Annotated in this window: 25 protein-coding genes; 5 read left to right on the top strand and 20 right to left on the bottom strand. The window is 40.4% G+C overall.

Going from position 1 to position 24,319, the window contains the following annotated elements:
- Positions 1-79 precede the first annotated feature (79 nt).
- Entirely contained in the window at positions 80-817 is a 738-nt protein-coding gene (gene bioH, locus N523_RS0108600; protein ID WP_028834837.1) for a pimeloyl-ACP methyl ester esterase BioH, read from the bottom strand.
- Between the two features lie 74 nt (positions 818-891).
- On the opposite strand from bioH, the gene N523_RS0108605 reads away from it, so the two are divergent.
- A complete protein-coding gene (locus N523_RS0108605; protein WP_013466118.1) occupies positions 892-1,569 on the top strand; it encodes a ComF family protein in 678 nt (225 codons plus the stop codon).
- 2 nt (positions 1,570-1,571) lie between these two features.
- On the opposite strand, the gene N523_RS0108610 is transcribed toward N523_RS0108605, so the two are convergent.
- Positions 1,572-4,121, bottom strand: coding sequence for a M14 metallopeptidase family protein (locus tag N523_RS0108610; protein WP_197019869.1), 2,550 nt, complete (start codon positions 4,119-4,121; stop codon positions 1,572-1,574).
- A 146-nt stretch (positions 4,122-4,267) separates the two neighbouring features.
- On the opposite strand from N523_RS0108610, the gene nfuA reads away from it, so the two are divergent.
- Entirely contained in the window at positions 4,268-4,843 is a 576-nt protein-coding gene (gene nfuA / locus N523_RS0108615) for a Fe-S biogenesis protein NfuA (RefSeq protein ID WP_013466120.1), read from the top strand.
- Between the two features lie 13 nt (positions 4,844-4,856).
- Positions 4,857-5,126, top strand: a complete 270-nt coding sequence (locus tag N523_RS0108620; RefSeq protein WP_016900082.1) for a hypothetical protein — start codon at positions 4,857-4,859, stop codon at positions 5,124-5,126.
- A gap of 4 nt (positions 5,127-5,130) precedes the next feature.
- On the opposite strand, the gene N523_RS0108625 is transcribed toward N523_RS0108620, so the two are convergent.
- Positions 5,131-6,402 carry an MATE family efflux transporter gene (locus N523_RS0108625; RefSeq protein WP_028834835.1) on the bottom strand — a complete coding sequence of 424 codons (1,272 nt, stop codon included), beginning with the start codon at positions 6,400-6,402 and terminating at the stop codon, positions 5,131-5,133.
- Positions 6,403-6,444: 42 nt separating this feature from the next.
- Between N523_RS0108625 and N523_RS0108630 the strand changes: the two genes are divergently transcribed.
- On the top strand, positions 6,445-7,470 hold the full coding sequence (locus tag N523_RS0108630) for a polysaccharide deacetylase family protein (protein ID WP_028834834.1): 1,026 nt from the start codon (positions 6,445-6,447) through the stop codon (positions 7,468-7,470).
- Between the two features lie 3 nt (positions 7,471-7,473).
- On the opposite strand, the gene N523_RS0108635 is transcribed toward N523_RS0108630, so the two are convergent.
- The 13 genes from N523_RS0108635 to N523_RS0108695 form a co-directional block, all read right to left on the bottom strand.
- Positions 7,474-8,505 carry a protein-glutamate methylesterase/protein-glutamine glutaminase gene (locus N523_RS0108635; RefSeq protein ID WP_028834833.1) on the bottom strand — a complete coding sequence of 344 codons (1,032 nt, stop codon included), beginning with the start codon at positions 8,503-8,505 and terminating at the stop codon, positions 7,474-7,476.
- An 8-nt stretch (positions 8,506-8,513) separates the two neighbouring features.
- A complete protein-coding gene (gene cheD / locus N523_RS0108640) occupies positions 8,514-9,131 on the bottom strand; it encodes a chemoreceptor glutamine deamidase CheD (RefSeq protein ID WP_024602188.1) in 618 nt (205 codons plus the stop codon).
- A complete protein-coding gene (locus tag N523_RS0108645; RefSeq protein WP_028834832.1) occupies positions 9,115-9,945 on the bottom strand; it encodes a CheR family methyltransferase in 831 nt (276 codons plus the stop codon). Before N523_RS0108645 ends, cheD begins: the two co-directional genes overlap by 17 nt.
- A 69-nt stretch (positions 9,946-10,014) precedes the next feature.
- Positions 10,015-12,714, bottom strand: coding sequence for a methyl-accepting chemotaxis protein (locus N523_RS0108650; protein ID WP_028834831.1), 2,700 nt, complete (start codon positions 12,712-12,714; stop codon positions 10,015-10,017).
- Positions 12,715-12,762: 48 nt separating this feature from the next.
- Entirely contained in the window at positions 12,763-13,248 is a 486-nt protein-coding gene (locus tag N523_RS0108655; RefSeq protein ID WP_013466129.1) for a chemotaxis protein CheW, read from the bottom strand.
- Positions 13,230-15,305, bottom strand: a complete 2,076-nt coding sequence (locus N523_RS0108660) for a chemotaxis protein CheA (RefSeq protein WP_013466130.1) — start codon at positions 15,303-15,305, stop codon at positions 13,230-13,232. The genes N523_RS0108655 and N523_RS0108660 overlap by 19 nt, the downstream gene beginning before the upstream one ends.
- Before the next feature lie 14 nt (positions 15,306-15,319).
- Positions 15,320-15,682 (bottom strand): response regulator, encoded by a 363-nt coding sequence (locus N523_RS0108665; protein WP_013466131.1) that lies wholly within the window; start codon positions 15,680-15,682, stop codon positions 15,320-15,322.
- Between the two features lie 8 nt (positions 15,683-15,690).
- Positions 15,691-15,963 carry an STAS domain-containing protein gene (locus tag N523_RS0108670; protein ID WP_024602184.1) on the bottom strand — a complete coding sequence of 91 codons (273 nt, stop codon included), beginning with the start codon at positions 15,961-15,963 and terminating at the stop codon, positions 15,691-15,693.
- A 163-nt stretch (positions 15,964-16,126) separates the two neighbouring features.
- Positions 16,127-16,744, bottom strand: coding sequence for an SCO family protein (locus N523_RS0108675; RefSeq protein ID WP_028834830.1), 618 nt, complete (start codon positions 16,742-16,744; stop codon positions 16,127-16,129).
- Positions 16,741-17,670, bottom strand: a complete 930-nt coding sequence (cyoE, locus tag N523_RS0108680) for a heme o synthase (RefSeq protein ID WP_013466134.1) — start codon at positions 17,668-17,670, stop codon at positions 16,741-16,743. The genes N523_RS0108675 and cyoE overlap by 4 nt, the downstream gene beginning before the upstream one ends.
- Before the next feature lie 12 nt (positions 17,671-17,682).
- Positions 17,683-18,672, bottom strand: coding sequence for a COX15/CtaA family protein (locus tag N523_RS0108685; protein WP_024602181.1), 990 nt, complete (start codon positions 18,670-18,672; stop codon positions 17,683-17,685).
- A 12-nt stretch (positions 18,673-18,684) separates the two neighbouring features.
- On the bottom strand, positions 18,685-19,179 hold the full coding sequence (locus tag N523_RS0108690; protein WP_013466136.1) for a hypothetical protein: 495 nt from the start codon (positions 19,177-19,179) through the stop codon (positions 18,685-18,687).
- Positions 19,169-19,909: an SURF1 family protein gene (locus N523_RS0108695; protein ID WP_013466137.1), complete on the bottom strand. Its 741-nt coding sequence runs from the start codon at positions 19,907-19,909 to the stop codon at positions 19,169-19,171. The genes N523_RS0108690 and N523_RS0108695 overlap by 11 nt, the downstream gene beginning before the upstream one ends.
- Before the next feature lie 14 nt (positions 19,910-19,923).
- On the opposite strand from N523_RS0108695, the gene N523_RS19710 reads away from it, so the two are divergent.
- Positions 19,924-20,232 (top strand): DUF2909 family protein, encoded by a 309-nt coding sequence (locus N523_RS19710; protein ID WP_081745118.1) that lies wholly within the window; start codon positions 19,924-19,926, stop codon positions 20,230-20,232.
- Here N523_RS19710 and N523_RS0108700 read toward each other — a convergent pair.
- The 4 genes from N523_RS0108700 to coxB are packed head-to-tail and all read right to left on the bottom strand — an operon-like array spanning position 20,135 to position 24,310.
- Positions 20,135-21,010 (bottom strand): cytochrome c oxidase subunit 3, encoded by an 876-nt coding sequence (locus N523_RS0108700; protein ID WP_028834829.1) that lies wholly within the window; start codon positions 21,008-21,010, stop codon positions 20,135-20,137. The genes N523_RS19710 and N523_RS0108700 overlap by 98 nt on opposite strands.
- 35 nt (positions 21,011-21,045) lie before the next feature.
- On the bottom strand, positions 21,046-21,576 hold the full coding sequence (locus N523_RS0108705) for a cytochrome c oxidase assembly protein (protein ID WP_013466139.1): 531 nt from the start codon (positions 21,574-21,576) through the stop codon (positions 21,046-21,048).
- A complete protein-coding gene (gene ctaD / locus N523_RS0108710) occupies positions 21,576-23,168 on the bottom strand; it encodes a cytochrome c oxidase subunit I (protein WP_028834828.1) in 1,593 nt (530 codons plus the stop codon). The genes N523_RS0108705 and ctaD overlap by 1 nt, the downstream gene beginning before the upstream one ends.
- The gene (gene coxB / locus N523_RS0108715; protein WP_013466140.1) at positions 23,168-24,310 is read right to left on the bottom strand and encodes a cytochrome c oxidase subunit II; all 1,143 of its coding nucleotides are present in this window, start codon (positions 24,308-24,310) and stop codon (positions 23,168-23,170) included. Before coxB ends, ctaD begins: the two co-directional genes overlap by 1 nt.
- Positions 24,311-24,319 lie beyond the last annotated feature (9 nt).

The following is a 24,319-nucleotide window of genomic DNA, read 5'->3' on the forward strand; positions in this document are numbered from 1 at the left end:
CAGCAAATAAATATTGTTTAATTATCGCTCAAAAATCACGCAAAATAAAGCTTTAAACCGCTGTATTCATGGCTTTGCTTCAAAGCATTGATTTAACGGCAGATAAAAATTCGTTTTTATGAGAAATAAATGGCGCATGTGATGCTTTGTCTATTACTTCGTACTCAAAGTCAGAATTAAGTGCGACCATTTTTTCAATTGCTCGATAAGGAACGAGAGAGTCTAAACGCCCAAAAATTCCACTAATCGCGACGGGACAGTGAGAAAATAATTCACGTAAGTCTTCACTTTGCAGTATATCTAACCCCACACTTAATGCTTGATTACTCGGCGGCGGTGACTGACTCAATAGTTGTTTTAGCTGTTTTACATCATCTCGCGCCGACTCACTGCCCATCGCTTGAATCGCCAAAAAGCGCTCTATCGTTTTTGAACGCTCTTGCAATAGCTGTTCTTTAAACTGTGTGAGCACTTTAGGTTTAATACCTTCCCAGGGCAATTGCTCTACAAAAAAAGGAGTGGAGGCAACTAAAATAACTTTTGACACTTTTTCTGGCCAATGTTTGGCAATATAAATGGCAAACAAACCGCCTAAAGACCATCCCATCAAAACAGATTGTGGTTTTAATTGCTGACTCACCAGCTGAGCTGCATCATGTAAAGTATACGGTTCCAAAGAGACATCATGAGCACCGTAACCAGGTAAGTCTAAACTACGTACCTTACCAGAATATAAAAATTCTAATTCTGGTTTTATTAACTGCCACACGCCTTGGTTCATTCCCCAACCATGCAACAACACAAATTCATTTTGCATATTTGCCTAACCTTAACCAAACTTAAATCTATGATAGCGTTTTAGGGGGAGTTTGTAATGAGGAGAATCAGCGAATGAAACTTAGCCTAACTGATTGGCTTTTTCCCTCGTATTGCGTGTTGTGCCAGAATCAGATACACAGCTCACTGGGACTATGTCAGTTTTGTTTAGATGACCTGCCTTTGCTAGATTTGTCTGAGTATGACAATTTATTTTACCGCCCAGATATTGTAGAAATGTTTCCTAACTGCAGCTTTGAGAAACTATTTGCCTGCGCTTTTTATCAACCCCCTTTTGATTTATGGCTAAAACAACTCAAATTTAATAATCAAATTCATTACAAAAAAGCACTGCAGCAAGTCATCAAAAAACAACTTACTATTTTTACTAATAAACAGCATTTAGCTGCTGCTGTATTTATTATTTTACCTTTGCACAAGTCGCGTTTTTTTAGTCGAGGATTTAATCAGGTTACCCAAGTATGGCAGCCTTGTTTGTCATCCTTTAAGGTCTTGAATAATGTTTTAATACGCAATAAAAACACCTCGGCACAGTCACAACTGAGCAAAACAAAGCGGATAAAAAATTTACAGCAGGCTTTTTCATGTACTGCCAATTTAGAGGGTAAAACGGTGGTCATTATTGATGATATTATGACCACAGGTGCAACACTCAATGCAGCCACCTTGTCGCTAAAAGAAGCGGGCGCTAAACAAGTCTGGGCATTTACGACCTGTTTAACGCCACTTTAGATTTAGTTACCACTGACGCGAAAGGTATGCCCGAAAAATAAAGCGTTACTTAATAATCGGCTGGTGCCATACCAGTAACCTCTAAATACAGGGTTGTCTGTCATCGCAATCACACTACCTCGACCATAAGAGTGAGCCATTAGCGCAGCACCGCCGGCCACTTGCTCTACATTAACTGCATCAGTAAAACCAGCAAGTAACGGCTGTTGTGTATAGGTGAGTATATTTACAAACGGCGCTTGCGAGGCTTCAAGTAACCAGGTACTGTTTTTAAATACTGGCAGAGTGTCACGCTTAAATGAAAACGTCAGTGGGTGCGTAGTATCTACATCAGTATTAAATATAGCGCCTGCAATACGCTGGCGACCCGCTAGATGGTCTTTGTCTGCATATTTTAAACCTTGAGTATCAAATGCGCTGGCAACATCTTTACGTGATAAGTAGTTTGCTTTTAATAACTGCTGATCAGCTAAGAACTTTGCCCCGTCTTTATGACCCCAAATAACGCCGCCTTTTCTCACCCAGCTTTTAATTGCCACTTTGTCGGTATCAGATAACGTCGAATAATCGCCATGCGCCAAAACAATATGGCTGTAATTACTGAGCTCTAAAGACGCTAAACGGTTCATTTCAACAATGGTAGGCGCTACGCCTACAAAGCGATCTAGGTAATACCACACTTCACCTGCTTCATATTGGCTAACCCCTTTACCGCCAACTAATAACACCTTAGGCGCAGAAACAACCGCCATAGAGCGCGAGCCTAAGTCGGCACCTTTACTGGTTAAGCCTGTGGTAATTGGCTTAATTTCAATATCAAATTGGCTTTGTGCTTGATTTAGCTTTGCCACCCAATCAGTCTCTGTTTGCAGTCCTGCAGGGATAATAATACTGCCAGCATCAAAATTTATCTCATTACTCGTTGATGTTGCGGTTAATGGCTTTAATGCAACACGCGCTTTAATGCCTTGCTGTAATAAACTATTGAGCATTTTTGGGGCAAGCATGTCGTCCCAAGCAAATCCGTAGGCATAGTTTTTAGTTAGCGGCGTTAAAACAGGCTTTTTTGCTTTTTGCCAAGCCGTAGTATCAACCTCTAATCCCCAGCGGCTTTTTACTTTAGCAAATGGTAAATTAAACGCATGCGCTAATGTCCAACCTGATACATCGTAAAAAGTGTTATCGGCAAAGTTTTGTTGTTCACTAAAAATAGCTTTAACTAATCGGTATTGTGGTTGCGCAAGCGGCACAAAATAGCTATTAGCGGTAAAGTTTTTACCTTCAGCTTTTAGTCCCTCTTTAACTGGATAAGCATTAATTTGGTGCTGTTTAAGTATGCTTAAAAAGTCGTTAGTACGTGTTTTGTCTTCACCACCTTGAACAATATAGCCTTGATAGTCTTCATCTTTGGCAAGCTCAACCGCTTTGTTATAAAAGTTAGCCTGATACTCAAGTAAAGCTTGGCGGTTATCAATCGCTGCTTTAAACGTAGATAAGCTGGTTAATAACTGATTCTTAATAGTGAATGCAAACGTCAATGGGCCATTAATAGTGTCTTGAATATGACCGCGAGAACTTGCTTGTTCAAATAAAATACCGACACCACCATTTACATCAGGGTAAGTTGAACCTTTGCCATAATAAAAGTCATCAAAGCTTTCTTCTGTAAAATACAGTGCGTTGTTTTCATCTAAAGTTTTTGCATGATAATTTGCAATTGCTTTGGTTAGGCTCACATTTTCTTCAGGGGTAATGGGGTGTTTACGACTAGGGATCCCTGGCTGGAAAAAATAGCTATTGTTTGGTCCCATTTCATGAAAGTCAGTTAAAATATTAGGTTTCCAATAATGAAACTTGGCTATACGCGCTCGCGACTCAGGGTGCTGCAGTAAAAGCCAATCACGATTTAAATCAAACCAGTAATGATTGGTACGGCTACTTGGCCAGCTCTCTACATGCTCACGCGTTTGCGGATCTGACGATAAGTTCATTCCACGATTACTATTAGCCCAATTAGCAAAACGTGCTAAGCCGTCTGGGTTAAGTGCCGGGTCGAGTAAAATCACCGTGTTGTTAAGTAGCTCATTTATTTCATCACCTTGCGCGGCTGCTAAATAATAAGCCACTAGCAAGGCAGCATTACTCCCTGACGATTCGTTCCCATGAACACTGTAACCCATCCACACAACGCTTGGCTGCTCTGCTAATTTATTGTTTGAGTTATTTAGACGAGCTAAGTGTGCTTGGCGAGTTTGTTCTATATTTTTTAGTTTGTTAGCTGCGGTAATAGTGAGCATAACTAGTGGGCGCTGCTCGTGGGTACGACCTATTACTTCAAAATTAACTCGATCGCTTTTTTGAGCTAAAATTTCCATATAGCGTACAAGCTGATCATGCCTTACATGCCATTCACCCACTTGATAACCAAGTACTTTTTCAGGTGTTGGAATGCTGGGATCAAATTCAACCTGTTGCTCAAAATAATACGACAGGGGCTTTGCCGCACTTGAAAAACTGGCTAGTATCACCATTACTGTAAATATAAACCGCATATAAATAACTCTAAAAATGTTTGTTAATTGCACGCTACCATTGCTTAAAATAGATGCCAACTTTTTACGCTCAACACTAGCCGCAACACGATGAGCGGAGTATGATATGCAGTATCCGAGTAATTTAGTCAAGTATAGACGGTTTTATGATTTCAATTTCCGAAACAGCGCAAGCGCATTTTGCTAAGCTATTAGCAGATCAATCTCAACAAACGAATATTCGTGTGTTTGTTGTTAATCCTGGTACATCACAAGCTGAATGTGGTGTTTCTTATTGTCCAGAAGACGCGGTAGAAGAGAGCGATATTCGCCTAAACTTTAACGGTTTTGACGCTGTTGTTGATGCCGAAAGCGCGCCTTTTTTAGCCGAAGCTGAAATTGATTTTGTTACTGACAAAATGGGCACGCAGCTAACTCTAAAAGCGCCTAATGCTAAAGCACGTAAGCTAGGTGAAGACGCAAGCCTAAATGAACGCGTTCAACACATGTTAGAAACAGAAGTTAACCCACAACTTGCAAATCATGGCGGCCAAGTAAGCTTAGTAGAGATCACCGCTGCTGGTATTGCTGTGCTTCAATTTGGTGGTGGTTGTAATGGTTGCTCTATGATTGATGTCACACTAAAAGAAGGCATTGAAAAAGAAATGATTGCTAAGTTTGATGAGATCACCGGTGTGGCTGACATAACCGATCACGAAGCTGGCGAGCACTCTTATTACTAAGTATTAACCCACTATGCTAAAGCCACTCATTTACCGCTTAGGGAGCGACCCTAAGTTGAGTCTAAAGCGCTTTTTTCGCGGCCTAGCACTGTTTGTGCTGGCCGTGATATTTATCACTTTGGGTTATTACAGTCATTATAGTTTACAAGTCATTGGCATAGTAATTTTAGCGCCGGCATTGTTTTTTGCATTCTGGGGCTACGCGGGTATTTTTGCCAATCGTTTTTCGCAAGTATTGAAAAACATCCCTGCCAAAAATAACGACCCCGATCTGTGGAAATAACGGTTTAATCAAGTAATTGATTATTAGTTTTTAGCTGCTGATATTTAATTATAAGTGTTACACCCCGCATTAGCATAAAGCAACTCATTGCCAACCATAAGCCATTATTTTGCCATTCCTTAAATAGCCAAAACACCCCAAAAAAACCTATTGTCGCCGATAACAGCATACTATTTCGCATTGCTTTAGCACGTGTTAAACCAACGAATATACCATCAAACAAAAAACAACTCATCGCTAAAATTGGCAGCACAATTACCCACGGTAAGTAATATGTAGCTTCTTCAATAACCTCAGGTACATTAGTCAACAGCTTTATAATAGAGCTGCCAAATAATATAAAAAATACACTATACAAAATGCCAAACAACATGCCCCAAAATACGCTTATTTTTACCCATAGCCTTATCTTTTCAACACTTTGTTGACCTTTCGCTTGGCCTACTTTGGCCTCGCTCGCATAAGCAATCCCATCAAGCGCAAAGCTGACCAACATTAAAAAGTTGAGTAGTACCGCATTGGCTGCCAATGTAGTTTCACCTATACGTGCAGCATAAAAGGTCATAAAGCTAAAACATAACTGCAATACTAAAGAGCGAATAAAAATATCGCGATTTAAACTTAATAATCCTGCCATTTTTTCTATGCTAAACCAATTTGCAACCGCTAAACTTATGCCCTGTTTTTTAGCTAGCTGAACCACTAACAGCAAAGCAAAAATTAAAGCCGTGTAATCCGCTATTAATGATGCCCAAGCCGCCCCTGCAACCGCCCAATCAAGATAAACTACAAAATAAATGTCGAGTACAATATTGGTAATATTAGTGACTAACAATAAATAAAATGGCCCTCGCCCATAATGAACGCCGAGCATCCAGCCTAATAATACTAAGTTACATAGCGCTGCTGGGGCGCTAAAAATACGAATACTAAAATACCGATAGGCCTCATTGAGCACATCACTATTGGCAGCAGATAAATACGCAATGGCATGTTTTATAAGGGGGGATAATAAAATCAGAATTAGAGCTACGCTGCTGGCCAATAACAAACTGCGCTTAAGTAAAGCTGCAAGCTGAGTTAAATCATTTTTACCGTAAGCCTGTGCCACCAGCCCAGTGGTGCTCATTCTTAAAAAACCAGCAAGCCAAAATAAAATGGAGATCACAGTAGAGCCTAAGGCTATTCCCGCTAAATAATGCGCACTCCCCAAATGACCGATCACTGCCGTATCAACAATTCCTAACAACGGGACGGTAATATTTGATAATATCATCGGACCGGCTAACAACAACAAGCTTTTATGGTGTGCTTTATTATGTATAAGAAATTGTTTCATTTAGTATTATTATTCCTGATTTGTGGTTCTTTACGCGCGCAAGCAGCTGTTATTCTACAGTATCATCACGTCAGTGAAACCCTTCCCGCTGTCACCAGCGTGAGTGCCAACACTTTTACAAAACACTTAAATTATTTAAAAGAGCATAACTTTAACGTTATTCCATTAAATGAACTGATTAGTGCATTACAACAAGGTAAGGCTTTAGAGAACAAAACAATCGCGATTACCTTTGATGATGGATACAACAATAACTACGAACAAGCTGCGCCTATTCTTGAGAAATTTGGCTATCCGTACACTATTTTTATAAACCCAAAACTCATTGATGAACAAGCGGGTTATGTGATGGGATGGGATAAGCTCAGAGAGCTGGCAAAAAAAGGCGCCCTTATTGCCAACCATAGTGCCGAGCATAACTATCTGCATAAAAAGCGCGAAAATGAAACACAAAGTCAATGGCGTGAACGCACTAAAAACGACATTCTTAGTTCACAGCAGCGTATTAAAGAAGAAATAGGCCACGATTATAAATACCTTGCCTATCCATACGGAGAGTTTAACAATCAGCTACAAGCTCTCGTTACTGAACTAGGCTTTATTGGCATTGGTCAGCACTCTGGTGCAGTTAATCAACATTCTAATTTTAGCCGTTTACCACGTTTTCCCGCATCTGGTTTTTATAGCAAATTAGATACGTTAATTACCAAGCTCAATTCAACTGCTTTTACTATTAATAAACTAACCTATAAAGATAGTGTAACCACACAAAATCCACCGTCGTTAACTATAAATCTAGAGACTGATGACTTTCATAAAAGCCAATTTGCCTGTTATGTATCAAGCATTGGACAAGCTAATTTAAATTGGTTAAACGATAATACGGTTGAGGTGACCTCGCCAAAGCGGCTTAATAAAGGACGCTCTCGCTTTAACTGCACCGCCCCATCAATAAAAAAAGCAGGCAGTTATTATTGGTTTTCACAGCCTTGGGTGATCAATTAAATTCTATTTTTTAATCACTTGATTTAATAACCGCTGGGTCATTTTATCCAGCGGTACGACCTCATTTGCAGCCCCGATATCAATAGCAGCCTTGGGCATTCCCCATACCACAGACGAAAACTCATCTTGTGCCAATGTATAAGCCCCTTGTTGTTTTAACGCCAGTAAACCTTTCGCGCCATCACTTCCCATACCGGTTAATAGTGTGGCAACAATATACTTAGCACCAATTTCAAGTAATGAGTTAAACAGTACATCTACTGCGGGCTTATGCCTATTTACAGGTTCACCATCATCAAGCTGACAATATAATGCACTACCTTGTTTGCTAATGCGTAAATGTAGCCCGCCGGGAGCTATATAAGCGCATCCTGCTACCAGCTTATCGCCTTGTTGTGCCTCTTTTACGTTAATGGTACAAGTGCGCTGCATTCGCTCTGCAAATGAGGTGCTAAATACGGGAGGGATATGCTGCGTTATTACAATAGGAGGGCAATTTTTGGGCATACGTATAAGCACTTCTTTTATCGCCTCGGTTCCCCCTGTTGATGCACCAATCGCAATCACTTTATTTACTAAAAATTCGGCATTAGTGGGGATAGGTTCTGCTACAGCACTATTTTTTTTATAGCCTCGAACCCGTGCACTGGCTGCCACTCTGACTTTTTGCTGAACAATATCAGCATATTGACTCATTTGCTCCTTAACGTTAACTGTTGGCTTAGCAATAAAGTCAACTGCACCAATCTCAAGCGCTTCAAGCGTAATGGGTGAACCTTTTTGTGTGAGTGTAGAAATCATCACAACCGGCATAGGACGTAAGCGCATCAGGTTTTTTAAAAAACTAATGCCGTCCATTTTTGGCATTTCAACATCCAACGTTAGTACATCCGGATTATATTTTTTGATCATCTCTCGGGCTTCGTATGGGTCTTGTGCACCCCCTACTACCACAATATCTTTTGCCTGTTGCAGTATCTCTGTCAGCAATTGTCTGATCAGTGCCGAGTCATCAATTATTAATACTTTAATCATAGCCATCCTTAAAACAGCTCTATATCAGTGGCTTTTGTTTGTTGTTCAAGATTATGTAAGTAACGCACTTCACGTTTTTCAATCGTATTATTGTGTAAGTTACGTAGCTTTTTAACTTGTACTTTTCCATTATGAGGATTAAAAAATATTTTTCGTGGCCAAGGCCCGCCCATATCATGCGCCACTAAATTTAGCGCTTCTTCTGCTATATATGCATTGGCAAAACTGATATTGCCAATACCAATATCTGTCATGGCGCTAATTATTTTGCCTCCCCCAAACAGTTTTACTTTTAAGTTTGCCCGGGATGCGCCATTTTTAAGCACTTCATTAATTAAATATTCCATAGCCCAATTACCGTAACGACAACTTAAACTATGCGCTTGCTCAATTCGCTCACCTTTTTGAATTGGTAGCATAAAGTGGTTAATCCCGCCTATGCCTAGCTTATCGTCGTAAACACAGGCAGCAATACACGATCCTAGGACGGTGGTGATTAGCTCATCATTTTTAGAAACATAAAACTCACCTGGTAATACCTTAGCGACCACACGATCTCGCGAGGCGTCCCAATAGCGTTTAATATGCTCAAAACCCGCTAATACTGGCTTAAATTGCGTGTGCATGGGCTACTTTTTGATACATGGTTTTCCCTAAGTTTTTAAATAAAACATGCTCTTTACCCATGGTTTCTGAATGCCCTAAAAATAAATAACCTTGGTTATTTAAAATATCGGCATAACGGTTAAAAAGCTGATCCTTTGTCTCTTTATCAAAGTAAATCACTACATTTCTACACAAGATCAAATCAAATGGGCCTTTCATCGGCCAATCTTGGAGTAAGTTTAAACGCTTAAATGAAATACACTGTTGTAGTTTAGGTTTAACCTTATAACTTTGCCCGTCTTTGCTAGTTAAAAACCAGCGCTTGAGCAAGGCATCATCAAGGCCATTCACATTTGCCGCGGTATAAATACCGCTCTGCGCTTTAGCCAGTACATTAGAATCAAGATCAGTAGCTAAAATTTTCACATCCCAATCACTTGGAAAAGCCCCTTGTAAGGTCATTGCTAAACTATAGGGTTCTTCACCGGTAGAGCAGCCTGCAGACCAAATACGCACGCGTTTATTATGTTTATTTGCCTTTAACACCGAAGGAATGAACTGCTCTTTTATAAACTCAAAGTGATGAATTTCACGAAAAAAAGAGGTTAAGTTGGTGGTAATGGCATTGATAAATGCATCAAACTCCTGATCTTTATGATTTTTTAAGTAATCGAGGTAGCTTGAAAAGTTTGTTAATTTTCGCTCACGAATTCGTCTTGCCAAGCGTGAATAGACCATCTCTCGCTTATGCTCTCCTAGTACAATACCGCAGGCGTTATAAACTAAATGAGCCACTTCCTTAAAATCACTATCCGTTAATAAAAACTCTTTCATTATTTGCTCTCATTTAAAAATAAAGCGAGGTTCACGCATACATTGCAGGTGAACCTAACTAAAGTGAGTTTAAAACTCCTCCCACTCTTCAGCCGAGTCTACAAAATTTTCACCTTTGCTTTTATTACTAACGAAGCTATTTTGTTGCTGATGAGATATTTCAGGTGTGCGAATAACAGGCGATACCACTGCCATATCTTGCTGGCCTAATGAGAAAAAGTGCAGTAAACGGCGCATTTCATTGGCTTGTTCCGCCATTGATTCACCTGCAGCCGATGCTTGTTCAACTAATGCCGCATTTTGCTGGGTCATTTCATCCATTTGCGATACAGCTTTATTTACTTGCTCAATACCTGCACTTTGCTCTTCAGAGGCTTGGGTAATATCGGCTATCATTTGTGTTACGCGTTTCACCGATACCACAATCTCTTGTAACGTCACACCTGACTCATTCACAAGCGCGCTACCGTCAGCAACTTTGCCAACACTGTCTCTAATTAGCTCTTTAATTTCTTTCGCTGCACCTGCCGAGCGCTGCGCTAAGTTACGTACTTCACCTGCAACAACCGCAAAACCTCGGCCTTGCTCACCGGCTCTAGCAGCCTCTACGGCAGCATTAAGTGCAAGCAAATTGGTTTGGAATGCTATTTCGTCTATCACTCCAATGATGTCGGCAATTTTCTTACTCGATTCATTAATCGCAGACATGCTGGTTACCGCTTTATTAACCACTTCTCCACCCTGAATCGCCTTATCACAGGTTTCTTCAGCTAAGTCATTAGCCACCTTGGCATTATCAGCATTTTGACGAACCGTACTGGTCATCTCTTCCATACTAGAAGCTGTTTCTTCTAATGATGACGCCTGCTCTTCTGTACGCTGGCTTAAATCGGCATTGCCTTGTGAAATTTCTTCAGCCCCACTGGCCACCAGTGTAGCCGATGTATTAATGCGGTTAATGACCTCGGTTAGCTTGTCTGCCGTCGCATTTGCATCTTTTTTAAGTTTATCAAACGAGCCGTAATACTGTTTTTCAATCCGTTTTGATAAATCCCCATTGGCCATTGCATCAAGCATAGTTCCAGTATCTGCTACGGCGTCATCAACCACTTTAACTAAACTATTAAGACCCTGAGCTAAACGCAGGAAGAAGCCATCTTTTCCTTGCTCAACCACTCGGCTATTTAATTCCCCTTTACTTGCGGCGCTGACCAACTGAGCAATCTCTTTTTCAATAGCAACTTCTGCGGTTCTGTCTTCCCACTCAACTACCGTCCCAATACGCTCATCGTTTGGCGTGATTATAGGGTTTGCCACTAAACCAAAGGTTCTGCCGCCCACTTTAATTTCTGTACTGTAAGTATCCGTTAACTTAGCCAACATATTTTGCTGATGGGCTGGATTTTTATGAAAAATATCAATATTTTGATTAATCAAATTTTTGCTGTCAAAGTTAGGTAAATCAATGCGTATATCATTTTGTGCAATACTCATCATATTTTTCACCGCGTCATTCATGTACACAATCACATTCGAGGCATCTGCAATCATAGTGTTTGTTGCTACAGTGTCTAACGCGCGACGAACACGTAGGTTTTCTTCTGCTCTGGCACGCTCTGCATCGGCCTTAAATACTTCATCAGTAATATCTTGCCACTCAACAATCGTTCCTAAACGCTTTCCTTCTTCGTTAAACCATGGCGAAGCAATTAAATTAAAAATAAGACCAGCTAATTTGAGTGTCGCTTTATGGGGCGCATCTAATTTTTTTAACAGCTCGCGCTGATGCGCAGGGTGTTGATGAAAATCATCAACACATGTGCCAATTAAGTCACTTACAGCAAAGTTGGGTAGTACCGATTGCAAATCCCTTTCCCGTGCTTTTAGCATTTGCTTAACACGGTCATTGGCAAAGATGATGTTTAAGTCATTATCAGCCATCATCACATTTGCTTGGCATACTTTTAAGGCGCTGGCTAAGTCAGCTGTTTTTTTAGAGGCTCTTTCAAGTTCTTTTTGTTCGCTAATATCAGTTGCATATTTAATGATTTTTATTAATCTTCCGTCCATATCATAAATGGGGTTATAAGAAGCATTAATCCAAATTTCACGGCCTTGTTTATCAAAGCGCAAGTACTCACCTCGGTCGTATTCACCCCGTCCCAGTTTGGCCCAAAAAGCTTGATAATCTGCACTATTTGCATATTCAGATGCAACAAATAAACGATGATGTTTACCTTGTATTTCATTAAGGTGGTAGCCAAATGTGGCTAAAAAGTTATCGTTGGCATTTAGCACTGTGCCATCTAAGTCAAACTCGATTACCGCTTGCGATTTATTTATTGCCGCAACTTGTCCAGCAGCTTCTGCCGCCTTTAATTTTTGCAATGTGATCTCAGTGGCAAATTTAATCACTTTAATCACTTGACCCTGTGAATCTAAAACAGGGTTATAGGTGGCTTGTATCCACACTTCTTTAGCATTTTTGCCAAACCGCTTAAATTCATCTGAAATAAACTCACCCGCGCTCAGTCGCTGCCAAAATTGACGATATTCATCACTTTGCGTTTCGCTAGGGCTTACAAATAAAGAATGGTGCTGGCCTTGAATCTCAGCGAGTGAGTAGCCCATTACACGAAGAAAATTAACATTGGCAGTAATGATTCTTCCATTAGGCTCAAATTCAATTATTGCTAATGATTTATGCAATGCATTTATGATCAAATCATTGCTTGATTTAGACTGTTTTGAATTACTAAACCATCCCATGCTTATCACCACCTTTAAGTTATTTGCTTTATTTAGTTACTATTACCGCTAAATATTCATGGTTGCCTGCAAGTTAATTAGCGCGACCATTTTATCGCCCACATTCACTAGCCCTGCGACATATTCACTTTCATTTGTTTGGGTTAAACTCGGCACTGCTTTAGCGTCTTGCTCAGCAATACTGTATACATCCGCTACGGCGTCTACCGTGATCCCCATCACTTTACTTTCTTGCTCAAACTCAACTTTTACAATAATGACTACCGTTAACGGTCCATACTCAATGGTGGGTAAACCAAAGCGCAATCGTAAATCAATAATTGGCACAATGGTGCCGCGTAAATTAATCACGCCTTTTACGTACTCAGGGGCATTTGGCAGTGCGGTTATATCTTCCCAGCTACGAATTTCTTGCACCGTTAATATATCTACTCCGTACTCTTCTTCAGCCATAATAAAGGTGAGAAACTGCTTAATGCCCTCTTTGCGCTGTAGTTCAATATTGCTATTTAATGCTATTGATTCAGAGAACATGAATCCTCCAAGATGGTCGATGGCTCAATACTCAATGCTTGGCTACCTGGCTTTTTTAACCCTGAAAGCTTTATCAAGCCGCTAATATCTAAAATTAACGAAACACGCCCATCACCTAAAATCGTTGCCCCCGACACACCATCCACTTTGTGGTAATTAGCCTCTAAGCTTTTTATAACCACCTGCTGTTGTGAAAGTAAATCGTCGACAAGTAACCCTACTTTTTGATTATCGTTTTCCACGACAACTAGTAAGGTTTTATCTAACGATTCAATGGCATTTTGGTGATTAAAAATGTCGTATAAACGTAAAATAGGAATGTATTCATCACGTAATCTGAGTACATCTAGGTCTTTACCAACACGGCTTACTTTTGCAATATCAATTTGCAACGATTCTACAATCGAGATCAGTGGAATAATGTAAGTATGCTTGGCTACTTTGACTAATTGCCCATCTAAAATAGCTAAAGTGAGCGGTAGCCGAATAGTAAAAGTAGAACCAATTCCAGCAGCAGATGTCACTTCTACCGAGCCATTTAATGATTGAATATTACGCTTAACCACATCCATACCCACCCCACGGCCAGATAAGTCACTTACCTCATCAGCGGTAGAAAATCCTGGCATAAAAATGAGTTCGTTAATTTCATCATCTGTTAGCTCACTGTCAGCGGCGATCACTTCATTGGTAATCGCTTTTTCTTTGATCTTTTGAGTGTTAAGACCTTGGCCATCATCCATAATTTCAATGACGATATTGCCGCCCTGATGAAAGGCATTTAATGTAACCTTACCCACAGGATCTTTTCCTGCTGCAATACGTTTTTCTACCGTTTCAATACCATGATCCAATGAGTTTCTTACCAAATGCACCATAGGATCGGATATTTTTTCCATAACGGTTTTATCTAATTCTGTTTGTTCTCCTATCAGCTTTAACTCCACCTCTTTATTAAGCTTTTGGGCAATATCACGTACTAAACGTGGAAAACGACTGAACACAAAGTTAATTGGCAACATGCGAATACGCATCACGTTTTCTTGTAAGTCGCGGGTGTTATGCGCTAATTGCGCAAGCCCCTCTTGAAGCGAGGTCACCGTGGTAGGCGTCATTTCTTGTTCGCTAAGCTGATTTAGCATCGCTTGGGTAATGACCAACTCTCCAACCATATTAATCAGTGAGTCGACCTTATCAATGCCAACACGAATGGAAGTTGACTCAGGCGCTGCTTTTGCACTGGTTGGTGCTTTTGGTTTATTGGTTTTGGGTTCAACAACCGTTTTTGGTGTTTCAATAACAGGTTCGTTGACCACTGCAGCTTCTGCTGCTTTACCATCATTAAATAAGCCACCGCAAAGCTCAATTTTAATATCGGCATCGTCCTCAACCCACTCAAAAATTTCTCTAATTGCTTGATCGTCACGGTCAGTGTTTAAGAAAAATCGCCAATATAAAAAGCATTCATCGGTCGTTAAATCTTTAATATCAGGTATGACATCTGTAAACGCTTGTACTTCCAATTCACCAAGTTCAGCTAATTCACTGATCATAAACAGCGGTTCGTTACCCGTTTTAAACAAATGAAAATGCGGTTTAAAATCAATTTGATAAGTATTAATAATGACCTGTTCAACACTGGCTTCTGCCACTACGGCTTCACTTTCAGGCATGCCAAGTAATCTTTCAAACTGCTCTCGTAATGAGTCAGCTTGGCTTAAATCAGGCTCTTCCTGTACTTTAAGCGAATGCAACAAGGCTCTTAAACAATCTACTGATTTAAGTAATAAGTTAATATGTTCACTGCTTATATTTCGCTGACCTTCACGTATTTGATCCAGTAATGTTTCTAGAACATGAGTGAAGTTTGCGATTGAATTAAACCCAAAGGTAGCACTGCCTCCTTTAATAGAATGGGCAGCCCTAAAAATAGTATTAATGGTTTCTAAGTCTTCTTCGCCCGGCACTAAGTTGAGTAATTCAGTCTCCATAACATCGAGGCCTTCAAAACTCTCTTCAAAGAACACTTCAAAAAACTGGCTTAAATCAATACTCACAGTGCACTCCTAGGTTAGCGGATTACTTTTTTTAGCACGGCTAATAGTTGATCTGGATTGAAGGGCTTTACAATCCACCCTGTTGCCCCAGCAGCTTTCCCTTCTACCTTTTTATCCATACCCGATTCTGTGGTTAACATAAGTAGCGGTGTAAACTTGTAATTCGGAAGCCCTCTTAACTCTCTAATAAGCGTGATCCCATCCATAACAGGCATATTTACATCAGAAATAACTGCATCAAAACCTTGCTGCTTGGCAATCGCTAATGCCTCACTACCGTCTTTGGCTTCGGTAACATCAAACCCTGCTGTTTTTAACGTAAAACTCACCATTTGACGCATTGATGCAGAATCATCTACAGCTAATATTCTTTTCATATAGACCTCTAATTAGTACTTTCTGGTGCTAGGTATTCACTTAAACCGAGTTGATCAATGGCATTGGTTAATGCATCACTACTGCCAACCCAGGCAATTTTTTGATTAATAGTAAGGAGATGTTTTTGTAGGGCACATAAAAGTTGAACCGAGGCCGTATCAGCAGACATTACATCGCTAATATCTAAGCAAATATCTCGGCTATTATTAAGTTCGCTTAATAAATCTTGATGTAAAACTTCAACATGAACAATTGAAAGTTCGTTTGGTAGTTTAAGCATTTTTTAAGCTTTTCCTTATCAACTCAATCCATAACAAAAGCTTAGACCGAGATAATGAAAACGCCATAAAAACGACTAAAAAATAACTAATTAATTAAAAACCGTTAATAAAAAACGCGAAAAGGGGCATAAAGCCCCTTTAAAATCGTAAAACCTTTAAAAGCTAGTTTTTGTAGTATTCGGCTATTTTAATAAATTCTGCGGTTAATTTTGTAGTATTAACCAAAGGCACATCTCCTTGTTTAAATTCAGGCTTAAAAATAGCTCTTAGTGCGCCACTGCCATCAACAAGGGCAACAGATGCACTATGATCCACCGCATAGTCGGATTCATTACTATCACTAATTGCGTAAATTAATCCAAGCTCGCGGACAAATGGAAATAAGTCTTTATGTTCACCTGATACAGCTAAAAAATCTGGATTAAAGTAATCTATGTACTCTTTACGTTTTTGAGCAATATCACGTTTAGGATCAACAGATATAAACCATACTTGTAGTGGATACTCAGCCTGCAAATTTTTATAGGCATTGTTGAGCTTAGCTAGCGTCATCGGGCAAATATCAGGGCAACTTGTGTAACCTAAAAACACTAAATTCCACTGGCCTAAAAACTGCTGTTTGGTTACTAACTTCCCTTGTTGATCACTCAACGAAAAGTCAGATAACGGTTTTGCGGTTTCATAAACTAACGCATCAAGATCTTGTAAATTTTTTTTATCACTACAGGCCGATAAAAAGAGTACTGAAAAAACAACTAAACCACACCATAACTGCTTCATATAACTAGCCATTTATCTATAAATAAGATGATAAATAGTATCATCAAATGAATAATCGAAAAACGAAATAAATCCATCGCAGTGTCTTCTTTGGCGGCAAACTTTAAGTTAATTGCTTTGTATATAAATACAATATTGAGAAGACATGCCCCGCTTAGATAAATAAGCCCTGACATGCCAATCAAATAAGGAAACACACATACAATGGCGAGTAATACCGAATATGCAAGCACGCATGTTTTACAAAAATCGATACCATGGGTGACCGGTAACATGGGGATTTTAGCCCGCTCATAATCACTTTTACGCGCGATGGCGAGCGCCCAAAAATGAGGTGGGGTCCAGGTAAATATAATCATCACCAGCAACCAAGGGGCTGCCGCCATTTGATTTGTTTCAGACACCCAACCGAGTAATGGAGGCATTGCACCGGCTAATCCCCCTATAACTATATTTTGTGGTGTGGCACGTTTTAAAAATGACGTATAAATAAACGCATAACCAACAAGTGCAAATAAGGTCAGTATGGCTGTGAGCGTATTTGCCCACAACATCAGCATAATAAAGCCCGCAACGCCAATCACAGCAGCAAAGCTCAGTGCATGTAATTTACTTAAACGCCCTTTAGCAACAGGGCGATGGCGGGTGCGTGCCATTTTGCTATCAATTTCGCTATCAACCACATGATTGATGACTGCGGCGGCCGCAGAGAGTAATCCAATCCCTAATAAACTGATGAACTGAACCCCAACACCTCTGCCAACATCAGGGGCTAGCGCTAAGCCAACCCATGCTGTTAACACTAGCATAGCCACTACTTTAAATTTACTTATTGCCAAATAATCTTGGATTAAGTGGTAACTTTTAGTCAATAACGATGCGCTGTAAACGGGCTGCATTGCTTTTTTATTAATTGTAAGTGCCATAATCATTCCCCTCTAAGTACGTACTTTTAGGTAATAACATAACCTAACCATAGTTAATAACAGTATGGCAGCCATTAAGTTATGCGCCAGTGCCACGCCTAACGGAAAATGAAAATGCACCACGGCTAACCCTAAAGCTATCTGGCAGAATAACGCCACTAACACACTCACCGTACAGCTTTTAATTTTTTGCGAATAGGCATGACTGTATATACGCCACATCACCAAGGCTAAAACAATGCAAGTAACTAAGGCCCATATTCGATGCAGTAAATGAATAGACATACGCGCCTGTTGCGACAACACACCAAATTCATAATTACTGTGCTCAAGGGGGAGCTGAAAGACACTACTGAATGAAAAAGGCTGAGCGTAACTACACAGCGGTAAGCCATTACAATGTGGAGCCGCATAATTAGCCGCTAACCAACCACCAAGGGCGATTTGTAAAATCAGTACCGTTAATGCCACGAGGCTTAATTTAAAGTGAGGTTTTGCGCCCGCATCACCACCCGTAATAGGTTGGCTGGTCAGACGCAAATACAATAGCGTTAATAACGCTAAAATACTAAATCCTCCGAGCAAATGCCCCATAACTATAAGCGGCTGTAGGTTCATAGTAACCGTCCACATACCTAATGCGGCCTGAAAAATAACAAGCAGCAGCAATATCATAGGCAACCTTACAGGCGTGGTTGGGTACTGACGCTTTAGAAAAGCTAAAATAAACAACACTAAAATTAATACCCCAAGCGTGCCTGCAAAGTAGCGATGGATCATTTCTTTCCATGCTTTTGCTTTTTCAAATATCATATCGGGATAACTTTGAATCGCTTGTGCAATCTCTGCTTCGTGTTTAGGCACGGTTAAAAAGCCATAACAACCAGGCCAATCGGGACAACCAAGCCCTGCGTCACTTAAACGCGTGTATGCGCCCAGAGCCACCACAATTAATGCGAATAAACTCGTTGCTAATACCAAATTTTTATAGTTTTTATACATAGCATCCTCTACTTAGCTCGAACGAGAGTAATTGAGTAATTTTTTTAGATCTTTTAATAACCCTTTTTGGATCAAACGGTTTTCTTGTGGTTGAGAACTAAATGGATACTCCAGTACAATTAGCCCCATATGATCGATTAAATACAAACTGGCAGGTTTTAACTGCTGTTGCTCATCAATAACATGCCAACGCGTTGTAACTAGCTCAGGCTGTCCCATAATAGCCATATCAACTTTGTGTTGGTTTTTGCCAAGGGCAACATATAAATTGTCTAAAGCGGCTAATTGCTCTGTGCAAGACGCTTTGCATTGTGCTGAATAATTTAAAGCGATGGTCCATTGCTTAGGGTTATGCTGCGCCCAATTGTCTAGCTTAATTTCACGCTCTAAAAATTCACCATGGTTAGTAATTGCTGTAGGTAGCCAATCAAGTTTTAACGCGCTGTAAGCCAGCACTAAGGGAATAGCGCAGCACACAGCAAAGAGTAACAGGGGTTTATTTTTCATTATCTATCCTCTTCCTGCTTGCAAAAATAGCGACCACCACACAGGCAACCGCAATTAAAAACCACTGTACTGAGTAGGCATAATGTTTTTCTGGACTCATAACAACGGCTTCATAATGAGGGGCAGCAATTTCATCAGCTTGACCTTGGCGGTAAGCCATAAAATTCACTAAAGGGCGATTAGATTGGCTACTCAATGCTTGTAAATCAATGATTTGAATTCGTTTGGCTAAATCCGACTGAGTATTGTTATTGGCTAAGGTAAAGCCACTTAAATTATCTTCTTTAATTTGTGCCGTTAACGTAAATTTACCACTAGGTATTGTTACGTTTGGTAGGATTTCTCTTGAACGTTCTGCTTTTACCCAGCCTAAGTTCACTAACAAAAAGCGTGATTCATCAGACAGTTTTAATAATGCCAGTAAGTCGTAACCAACCTGACCATTATAGATTTGATTATCAAGCAACCAATAATTATTAGTGTCAAAATAACCATTTAACGAAACCAATACACCGGTTTTGTTCCACTCTTTTGGCAGCTGTTGTAACTCTGCCCAGCTCATTACGCCATGTTGTTGTATATTTTCAATGGCACTAAGCTGCTGTTGCTTTTGTTCTGCTCGCTGTAATTGCCAAAACCCTAGTCGCACACAAACCAATACCACAATAACAACCAAGCAAATTGTTATTATTGAGCTAAGCTTTTGTTTGTTAAATACAACTAACTGCATAAGGGTATAATCCAGTGATTATTAAAATTATTATTGTTCTACTGTTATTATTTATATTATTTAATTTATTTCGTGCTTTATTAATTATGGTGTCAGGGAAAACCAATGGACGCCCTATGTCTCACTTTTTAGGGCGTCGGGTGTTATTTTCTGTTGTGGTATTAGTGATGGTGATTGCCGCACTAAAACTTGGTTTTATTAAGGCAAATCAGTCTCCCTTAATCACTAAAGCACATACACAAATACAAACAAACACAGCCAAACAACATCAACAAAATGCCAGTACCAAGCTGCAGCTTGAAAGGCAAAGTGCTTATCTTTAGTGAAATGTCCTTTCATAATGCGTAAAAACACCACCAATAAAATAATTGTTCCTAAGGTGACGTGCATGCCGTGAAAGCCGGTTAACAAAAAGAAGGTATTGCCATAAATGCCCGCATCAAGGGTTAAGTTAAGATCGTTATAAGCATATATATACTCTTCTACCTGCAGCCCTAAAAAGCACACTCCGAGTAAAATGGTCGCTCCCAAGCATACTTTGAGTGGGGTACGTTTATTATTTTCCATCGCCACATGGGCAAAATGTAAAGTTACCGACGAGGCCAGCAAAATAAGGGTGTTGATAAGCGGCAACCCTTGCCAGCCCATCGCTTGGGTCGAAGTGCCTCCTGGGGTATTTAGCAATGGCCACATGGCTTCAAACGTCGGCCACAATACTTCATTTGTCATGGCGTTGTTATCCGCACCTCCAAGCCAAGGCACAGAAAACATGCGAGCATAAAAAAGCGCCCCAAAAAATGCCATGAAGAACATCACTTCTGAAAAAATAAACCAGCTCATACCTTGCCTAAAAGAACGGTCCATTTGTGCAGAATAAAGCCCTTGATCAGACTCGTGTATGACATTTTTAAACCAGCTAAACAGCATGTAAAGGAGTACAGCTATACCTACGTATAACAAGTAAACGCCATTACCACCCTCTTTGCCCATATCCATTACGGTTAAGGCTGCGCCTACCGCAATAAAAAATAACGCAACTGCCCCAACTATTGGCCATGGACTTTGCTCTGGTACATAATAATGTTCATATTTTTGATTCATTTTATTTGCTCCTAGTTTTTCACTAGTTTTATAAGCTAGTTATTACTGGCTACTAGCCGCTCGCTAATATCAAATACGGTATAAGACAGGGTTAACTCTTCTACATCACTGGGTAATTCAGTATCTACATAAAACAATAATGTAAACTCCAGCTCTTCACCTGCCTTTAACGGTTGCTGATCAAAGCAAAAACACGCTATTTTGTGTAAATACTTGGCCGCTTTTCCTGGTGCTACCGACGGTATAGCCTGCATTACTTTATCTTCATTACTGTTATTTTTAGCGCTAAACTTAACTTCACGCATAGCCCCAGGCTTTACATCTACACTGTACTCTTTAGATTTAACTTCAAAAGGCGCACCACTTTGCGCATGCGTAGTGAAACTAACGCTGACTTCTCTATTTTCAGTGACCAAGGTACTTTGCTGTGCCTGCTCTAACGAGGGCTTACCATTAAGCCCCGTTATATCGCAAAACACGTCATACAAAGGGACCATGGCAAATGCAAATGCAAACATTGCAATGCAAATCACCACCAGCTTTTTTAATAACGGCAAGTGAGTCATTATTTAATGTCCGGCGGCGTTGAGAACGTATGATAAGGCGCAGGTGAATCAACTTCCCATTCAAGCCCCTCAGCTCCATCCCAAACTTTTGCAGGCACTTTGTCGCCCCCTTTTGCACATTTATACACAACCACCACAAATAATAATTGCGATAAACCAAAGGCAAACCCACCTATACTAATAATGGCGTTAAAATCAGCAAACTGTAGCGCATAATCTGGAATACGGCGTGGCATACCGGCTAACCCCACAAAATGCATTGGGAAAAACAGCACATTTACACTTATTAACGACAACCAAAAATGCCATTTTGCTAAGGTAATATTGAACATGTTTCCGGTCCATTTTGGCAGCCAATAATAAGCCCCCGCCATAATAGAAAACACCGCGCCCGTTACGAGTACATAATGAAAGTGTGCAACCACAAAATAGGTATCATGATATTGGAAATCGGCAGGTGTAATCGCTAGCATCAACCCCGAAAAACCACCTAAAGTAAACAACACAATAAATGCGATACTAAACAGCATTGGCACTTCAAAGCTAATAGACCCGCGCCACATAGTCGCTACCCAGTTAAATACTTTTACGCCGGTAGGTACCGATATCAGCATAGTCGCGTACATAAAAAACAACTCACCCGCCACGGGCATACCAGTGGTAAACATATGATGCGCCCACACAATAAAGCTCAACAAGGCAATGGAGGAGGTGGCATACACCATAGAGGCATAACCAAATAGTTTTTTACGTGAAAAGGTGGGAACAATCGTAGAAATAATGCCAAAGGCAGGCAAAATCATAATATAAACTTCAGGGTGACCAAAAAACCAAAAAATATGTTGGAACATCACCGGATCGCCACCACCAGCGGCATCAAAGAAACTGGTCGCGAAGTATTTATCGGTGAGCACCATAGTAACTGCACCAGCAAGTACCGGCATAACTGCAATAAGTAAAAACGCCGTGATCAACCATGTCCACACAAATAACGGCAGCTTCATCCACGTCATACCCGGAGCACGCATATTTACTATGGTGACCACCACATTAATGGCCCCCATAATCGAACTAATACCCATAATATGCACAGCAAATACAAACATTGCTGTGTTGTCGTTACTATAAGTGGTGGAAAGCGGCGCGTAAAAGGTCCAACCAAATGCAGGGCCACCACCAGGCATAAATAATGAAGCTAATAGGATTAAAAACGCAAACGGTAAAATCCAAAAGCTCCAGTTATTCATTCTCGGTAAGGCCATATCTGGCGCACCAATCATTAGCGGGATCATCCAGTTTGCCAAGCCGGTAAAGGCTGGCATAACCGCACCAAACACCATTATTAAACCATGCACTGTGGTCATTTGATTAAAAAAGTGAGGATCAACCAGTTGTAGGCCCGGCTGAAATAACTCAGCTCGAATAACCATCGCCATTGCCCCACCAATTAAAAACATGGTGAGTGAAAAAATTAAATATAAGCTACCTATATCTTTATGGTTGGTTGTAAATAACCAGCGCTTAAAGCCTGTGGCAGGTTGATGGGCATGATGAGCCTCATTGGTATTAGGTTGTTCTGCAATGCTACTCATTATTTAGCCTCCCCATCAGCATCCAGTGCCGCTTGTATCTCGCTCGGTTGAATTACATCACCAGTGTCATTACCCCACGCGTTGCGTTTATAGGTAATAACAGCTGCTATTTGCTTGATTGATAATTGCTTTGCGAAAGACTGCATAGCCGTACCTGGTTTACCGTGGAGCAAAATATCTATATGCCCTTTGATATCACCTATGACTATTGGGCTGCCTTTAAGAGCCGGAAAAACACCCGGCAAGCCTAATCCTGTTGGCTGATGGCACGCCGCGCAGCTCGCCATATAAACCTGCTCACCAAGCGCCATCAGCTCTTCTTTTGGTACAACTTGGTCTAATAACGCAGCGTCTGCTGCAGCTGCTTTTTGCTTGGCTTGTTTAGCCTCTGCTAACCACGTTTTGAAGTCTTCTTCTGTTTTAGCTTCTACCACAACAGGCATAAAACCATGATCTTTACCGCAAAGCTCTGCACACTGCCCACGGTAAGTACCAACCTCATTAATATTGGTCCATGTTTCATTAATAAACCCAGGGTTTGCATCTTTTTTAACGGCAAAGTCAGGCACCCACCATGAGTGAATAACATCATCTGAAGTCATTAAAAAACGTACTTTTTGATTAATTGGTAGTACCAGCGGTTTATCGACCTCGAGTAAATAATTCGGGTTTTTATCAGCAAGGTTGGTTATTTCATTTTGAGGTGTAGCTAGCATGGAATAAAACTCAACGTCCTCCCCCATATACTCGTAATGCCACTTCCACTGTGAGCCTGTAATTTTAATGGTGAGATCAGCTTTGCTGGCATCCTCCATGGCAATTAAGGTTTTAGTCGCAGGAATGGCCATAACAATTAATATGACAAAAGGGATCGCAGTCCACAGTATTTCTACTTTGGTGCTTTCATGGAATTGGGCAGGGACAGCCCCTTTAGATTTGCGATGATGAATGAGTGCCCAAAACATAATGGCAAACACGATCACCCCAATCACACAACATATTAAAAAAATAGTCATGTGCAGTTGGTATACATTATTACTTATATCGGTTACGCCTTTACGCATATTATATTGGCTATTAGCAAGCACATTCTGCGAAAAAACAAACAATATAAGCCACAAGGAAGAACTCAGCTTACCCATGTGACGGCT

Origin of the sequence: Pseudoalteromonas sp. 23_GOM-1509m (assembly GCF_000518425.1) — a bacterium.
GTDB classification, from domain to species: domain Bacteria; phylum Pseudomonadota; class Gammaproteobacteria; order Enterobacterales; family Alteromonadaceae; genus Pseudoalteromonas; species Pseudoalteromonas tetraodonis.

What these genes read in the sequence shown, in the direction of transcription:
- bioH (WP_028834837.1), bottom strand. Translation starts at nt 817, where the DNA reads ATGCAAAATGAATTTGTGTTGTTGCATGGTTGGGGAATGAACCAAGGC.
- N523_RS0108605 (WP_013466118.1), top strand. Translation starts at nt 892, where the DNA reads ATGAAACTTAGCCTAACTGATTGGCTTTTTCCCTCGTATTGCGTGTTG.
- N523_RS0108610 (WP_197019869.1), bottom strand. Translation starts at nt 4,121, where the DNA reads ATGCGGTTTATATTTACAGTAATGGTGATACTAGCCAGTTTTTCAAGT.
- nfuA (WP_013466120.1), top strand. Translation starts at nt 4,268, where the DNA reads ATGATTTCAATTTCCGAAACAGCGCAAGCGCATTTTGCTAAGCTATTA.
- N523_RS0108620 (WP_016900082.1), top strand. Translation starts at nt 4,857, where the DNA reads ATGCTAAAGCCACTCATTTACCGCTTAGGGAGCGACCCTAAGTTGAGT.
- N523_RS0108625 (WP_028834835.1), bottom strand. Translation starts at nt 6,402, where the DNA reads ATGATATTATCAAATATTACCGTCCCGTTGTTAGGAATTGTTGATACG.
- N523_RS0108630 (WP_028834834.1), top strand. Translation starts at nt 6,445, where the DNA reads ATGTATAAGAAATTGTTTCATTTAGTATTATTATTCCTGATTTGTGGT.
- N523_RS0108635 (WP_028834833.1), bottom strand. Translation starts at nt 8,505, where the DNA reads ATGATTAAAGTATTAATAATTGATGACTCGGCACTGATCAGACAATTG.
- cheD (WP_024602188.1), bottom strand. Translation starts at nt 9,131, where the DNA reads ATGCACACGCAATTTAAGCCAGTATTAGCGGGTTTTGAGCATATTAAA.
- N523_RS0108645 (WP_028834832.1), bottom strand. Translation starts at nt 9,945, where the DNA reads ATGAAAGAGTTTTTATTAACGGATAGTGATTTTAAGGAAGTGGCTCAT.
- N523_RS0108650 (WP_028834831.1), bottom strand. Translation starts at nt 12,714, where the DNA reads ATGGGATGGTTTAGTAATTCAAAACAGTCTAAATCAAGCAATGATTTG.
- N523_RS0108655 (WP_013466129.1), bottom strand. Translation starts at nt 13,248, where the DNA reads ATGTTCTCTGAATCAATAGCATTAAATAGCAATATTGAACTACAGCGC.
- N523_RS0108665 (WP_013466131.1), bottom strand. Translation starts at nt 15,682, where the DNA reads ATGAAAAGAATATTAGCTGTAGATGATTCTGCATCAATGCGTCAAATG.
- N523_RS0108670 (WP_024602184.1), bottom strand. Translation starts at nt 15,963, where the DNA reads ATGCTTAAACTACCAAACGAACTTTCAATTGTTCATGTTGAAGTTTTA.
- N523_RS0108675 (WP_028834830.1), bottom strand. Translation starts at nt 16,744, where the DNA reads ATGAAGCAGTTATGGTGTGGTTTAGTTGTTTTTTCAGTACTCTTTTTA.
- cyoE (WP_013466134.1), bottom strand. Translation starts at nt 17,670, where the DNA reads ATGGCACTTACAATTAATAAAAAAGCAATGCAGCCCGTTTACAGCGCA.
- N523_RS0108685 (WP_024602181.1), bottom strand. Translation starts at nt 18,672, where the DNA reads ATGTATAAAAACTATAAAAATTTGGTATTAGCAACGAGTTTATTCGCA.
- N523_RS0108690 (WP_013466136.1), bottom strand. Translation starts at nt 19,179, where the DNA reads ATGAAAAATAAACCCCTGTTACTCTTTGCTGTGTGCTGCGCTATTCCC.
- N523_RS0108695 (WP_013466137.1), bottom strand. Translation starts at nt 19,909, where the DNA reads ATGCAGTTAGTTGTATTTAACAAACAAAAGCTTAGCTCAATAATAACA.
- N523_RS0108700 (WP_028834829.1), bottom strand. Translation starts at nt 21,010, where the DNA reads ATGAATCAAAAATATGAACATTATTATGTACCAGAGCAAAGTCCATGG.
- N523_RS0108705 (WP_013466139.1), bottom strand. Translation starts at nt 21,576, where the DNA reads ATGACTCACTTGCCGTTATTAAAAAAGCTGGTGGTGATTTGCATTGCA.
- ctaD (WP_028834828.1), bottom strand. Translation starts at nt 23,168, where the DNA reads ATGAGTAGCATTGCAGAACAACCTAATACCAATGAGGCTCATCATGCC.
- coxB (WP_013466140.1), bottom strand. Translation starts at nt 24,310, where the DNA reads ATGGGTAAGCTGAGTTCTTCCTTGTGGCTTATATTGTTTGTTTTTTCG.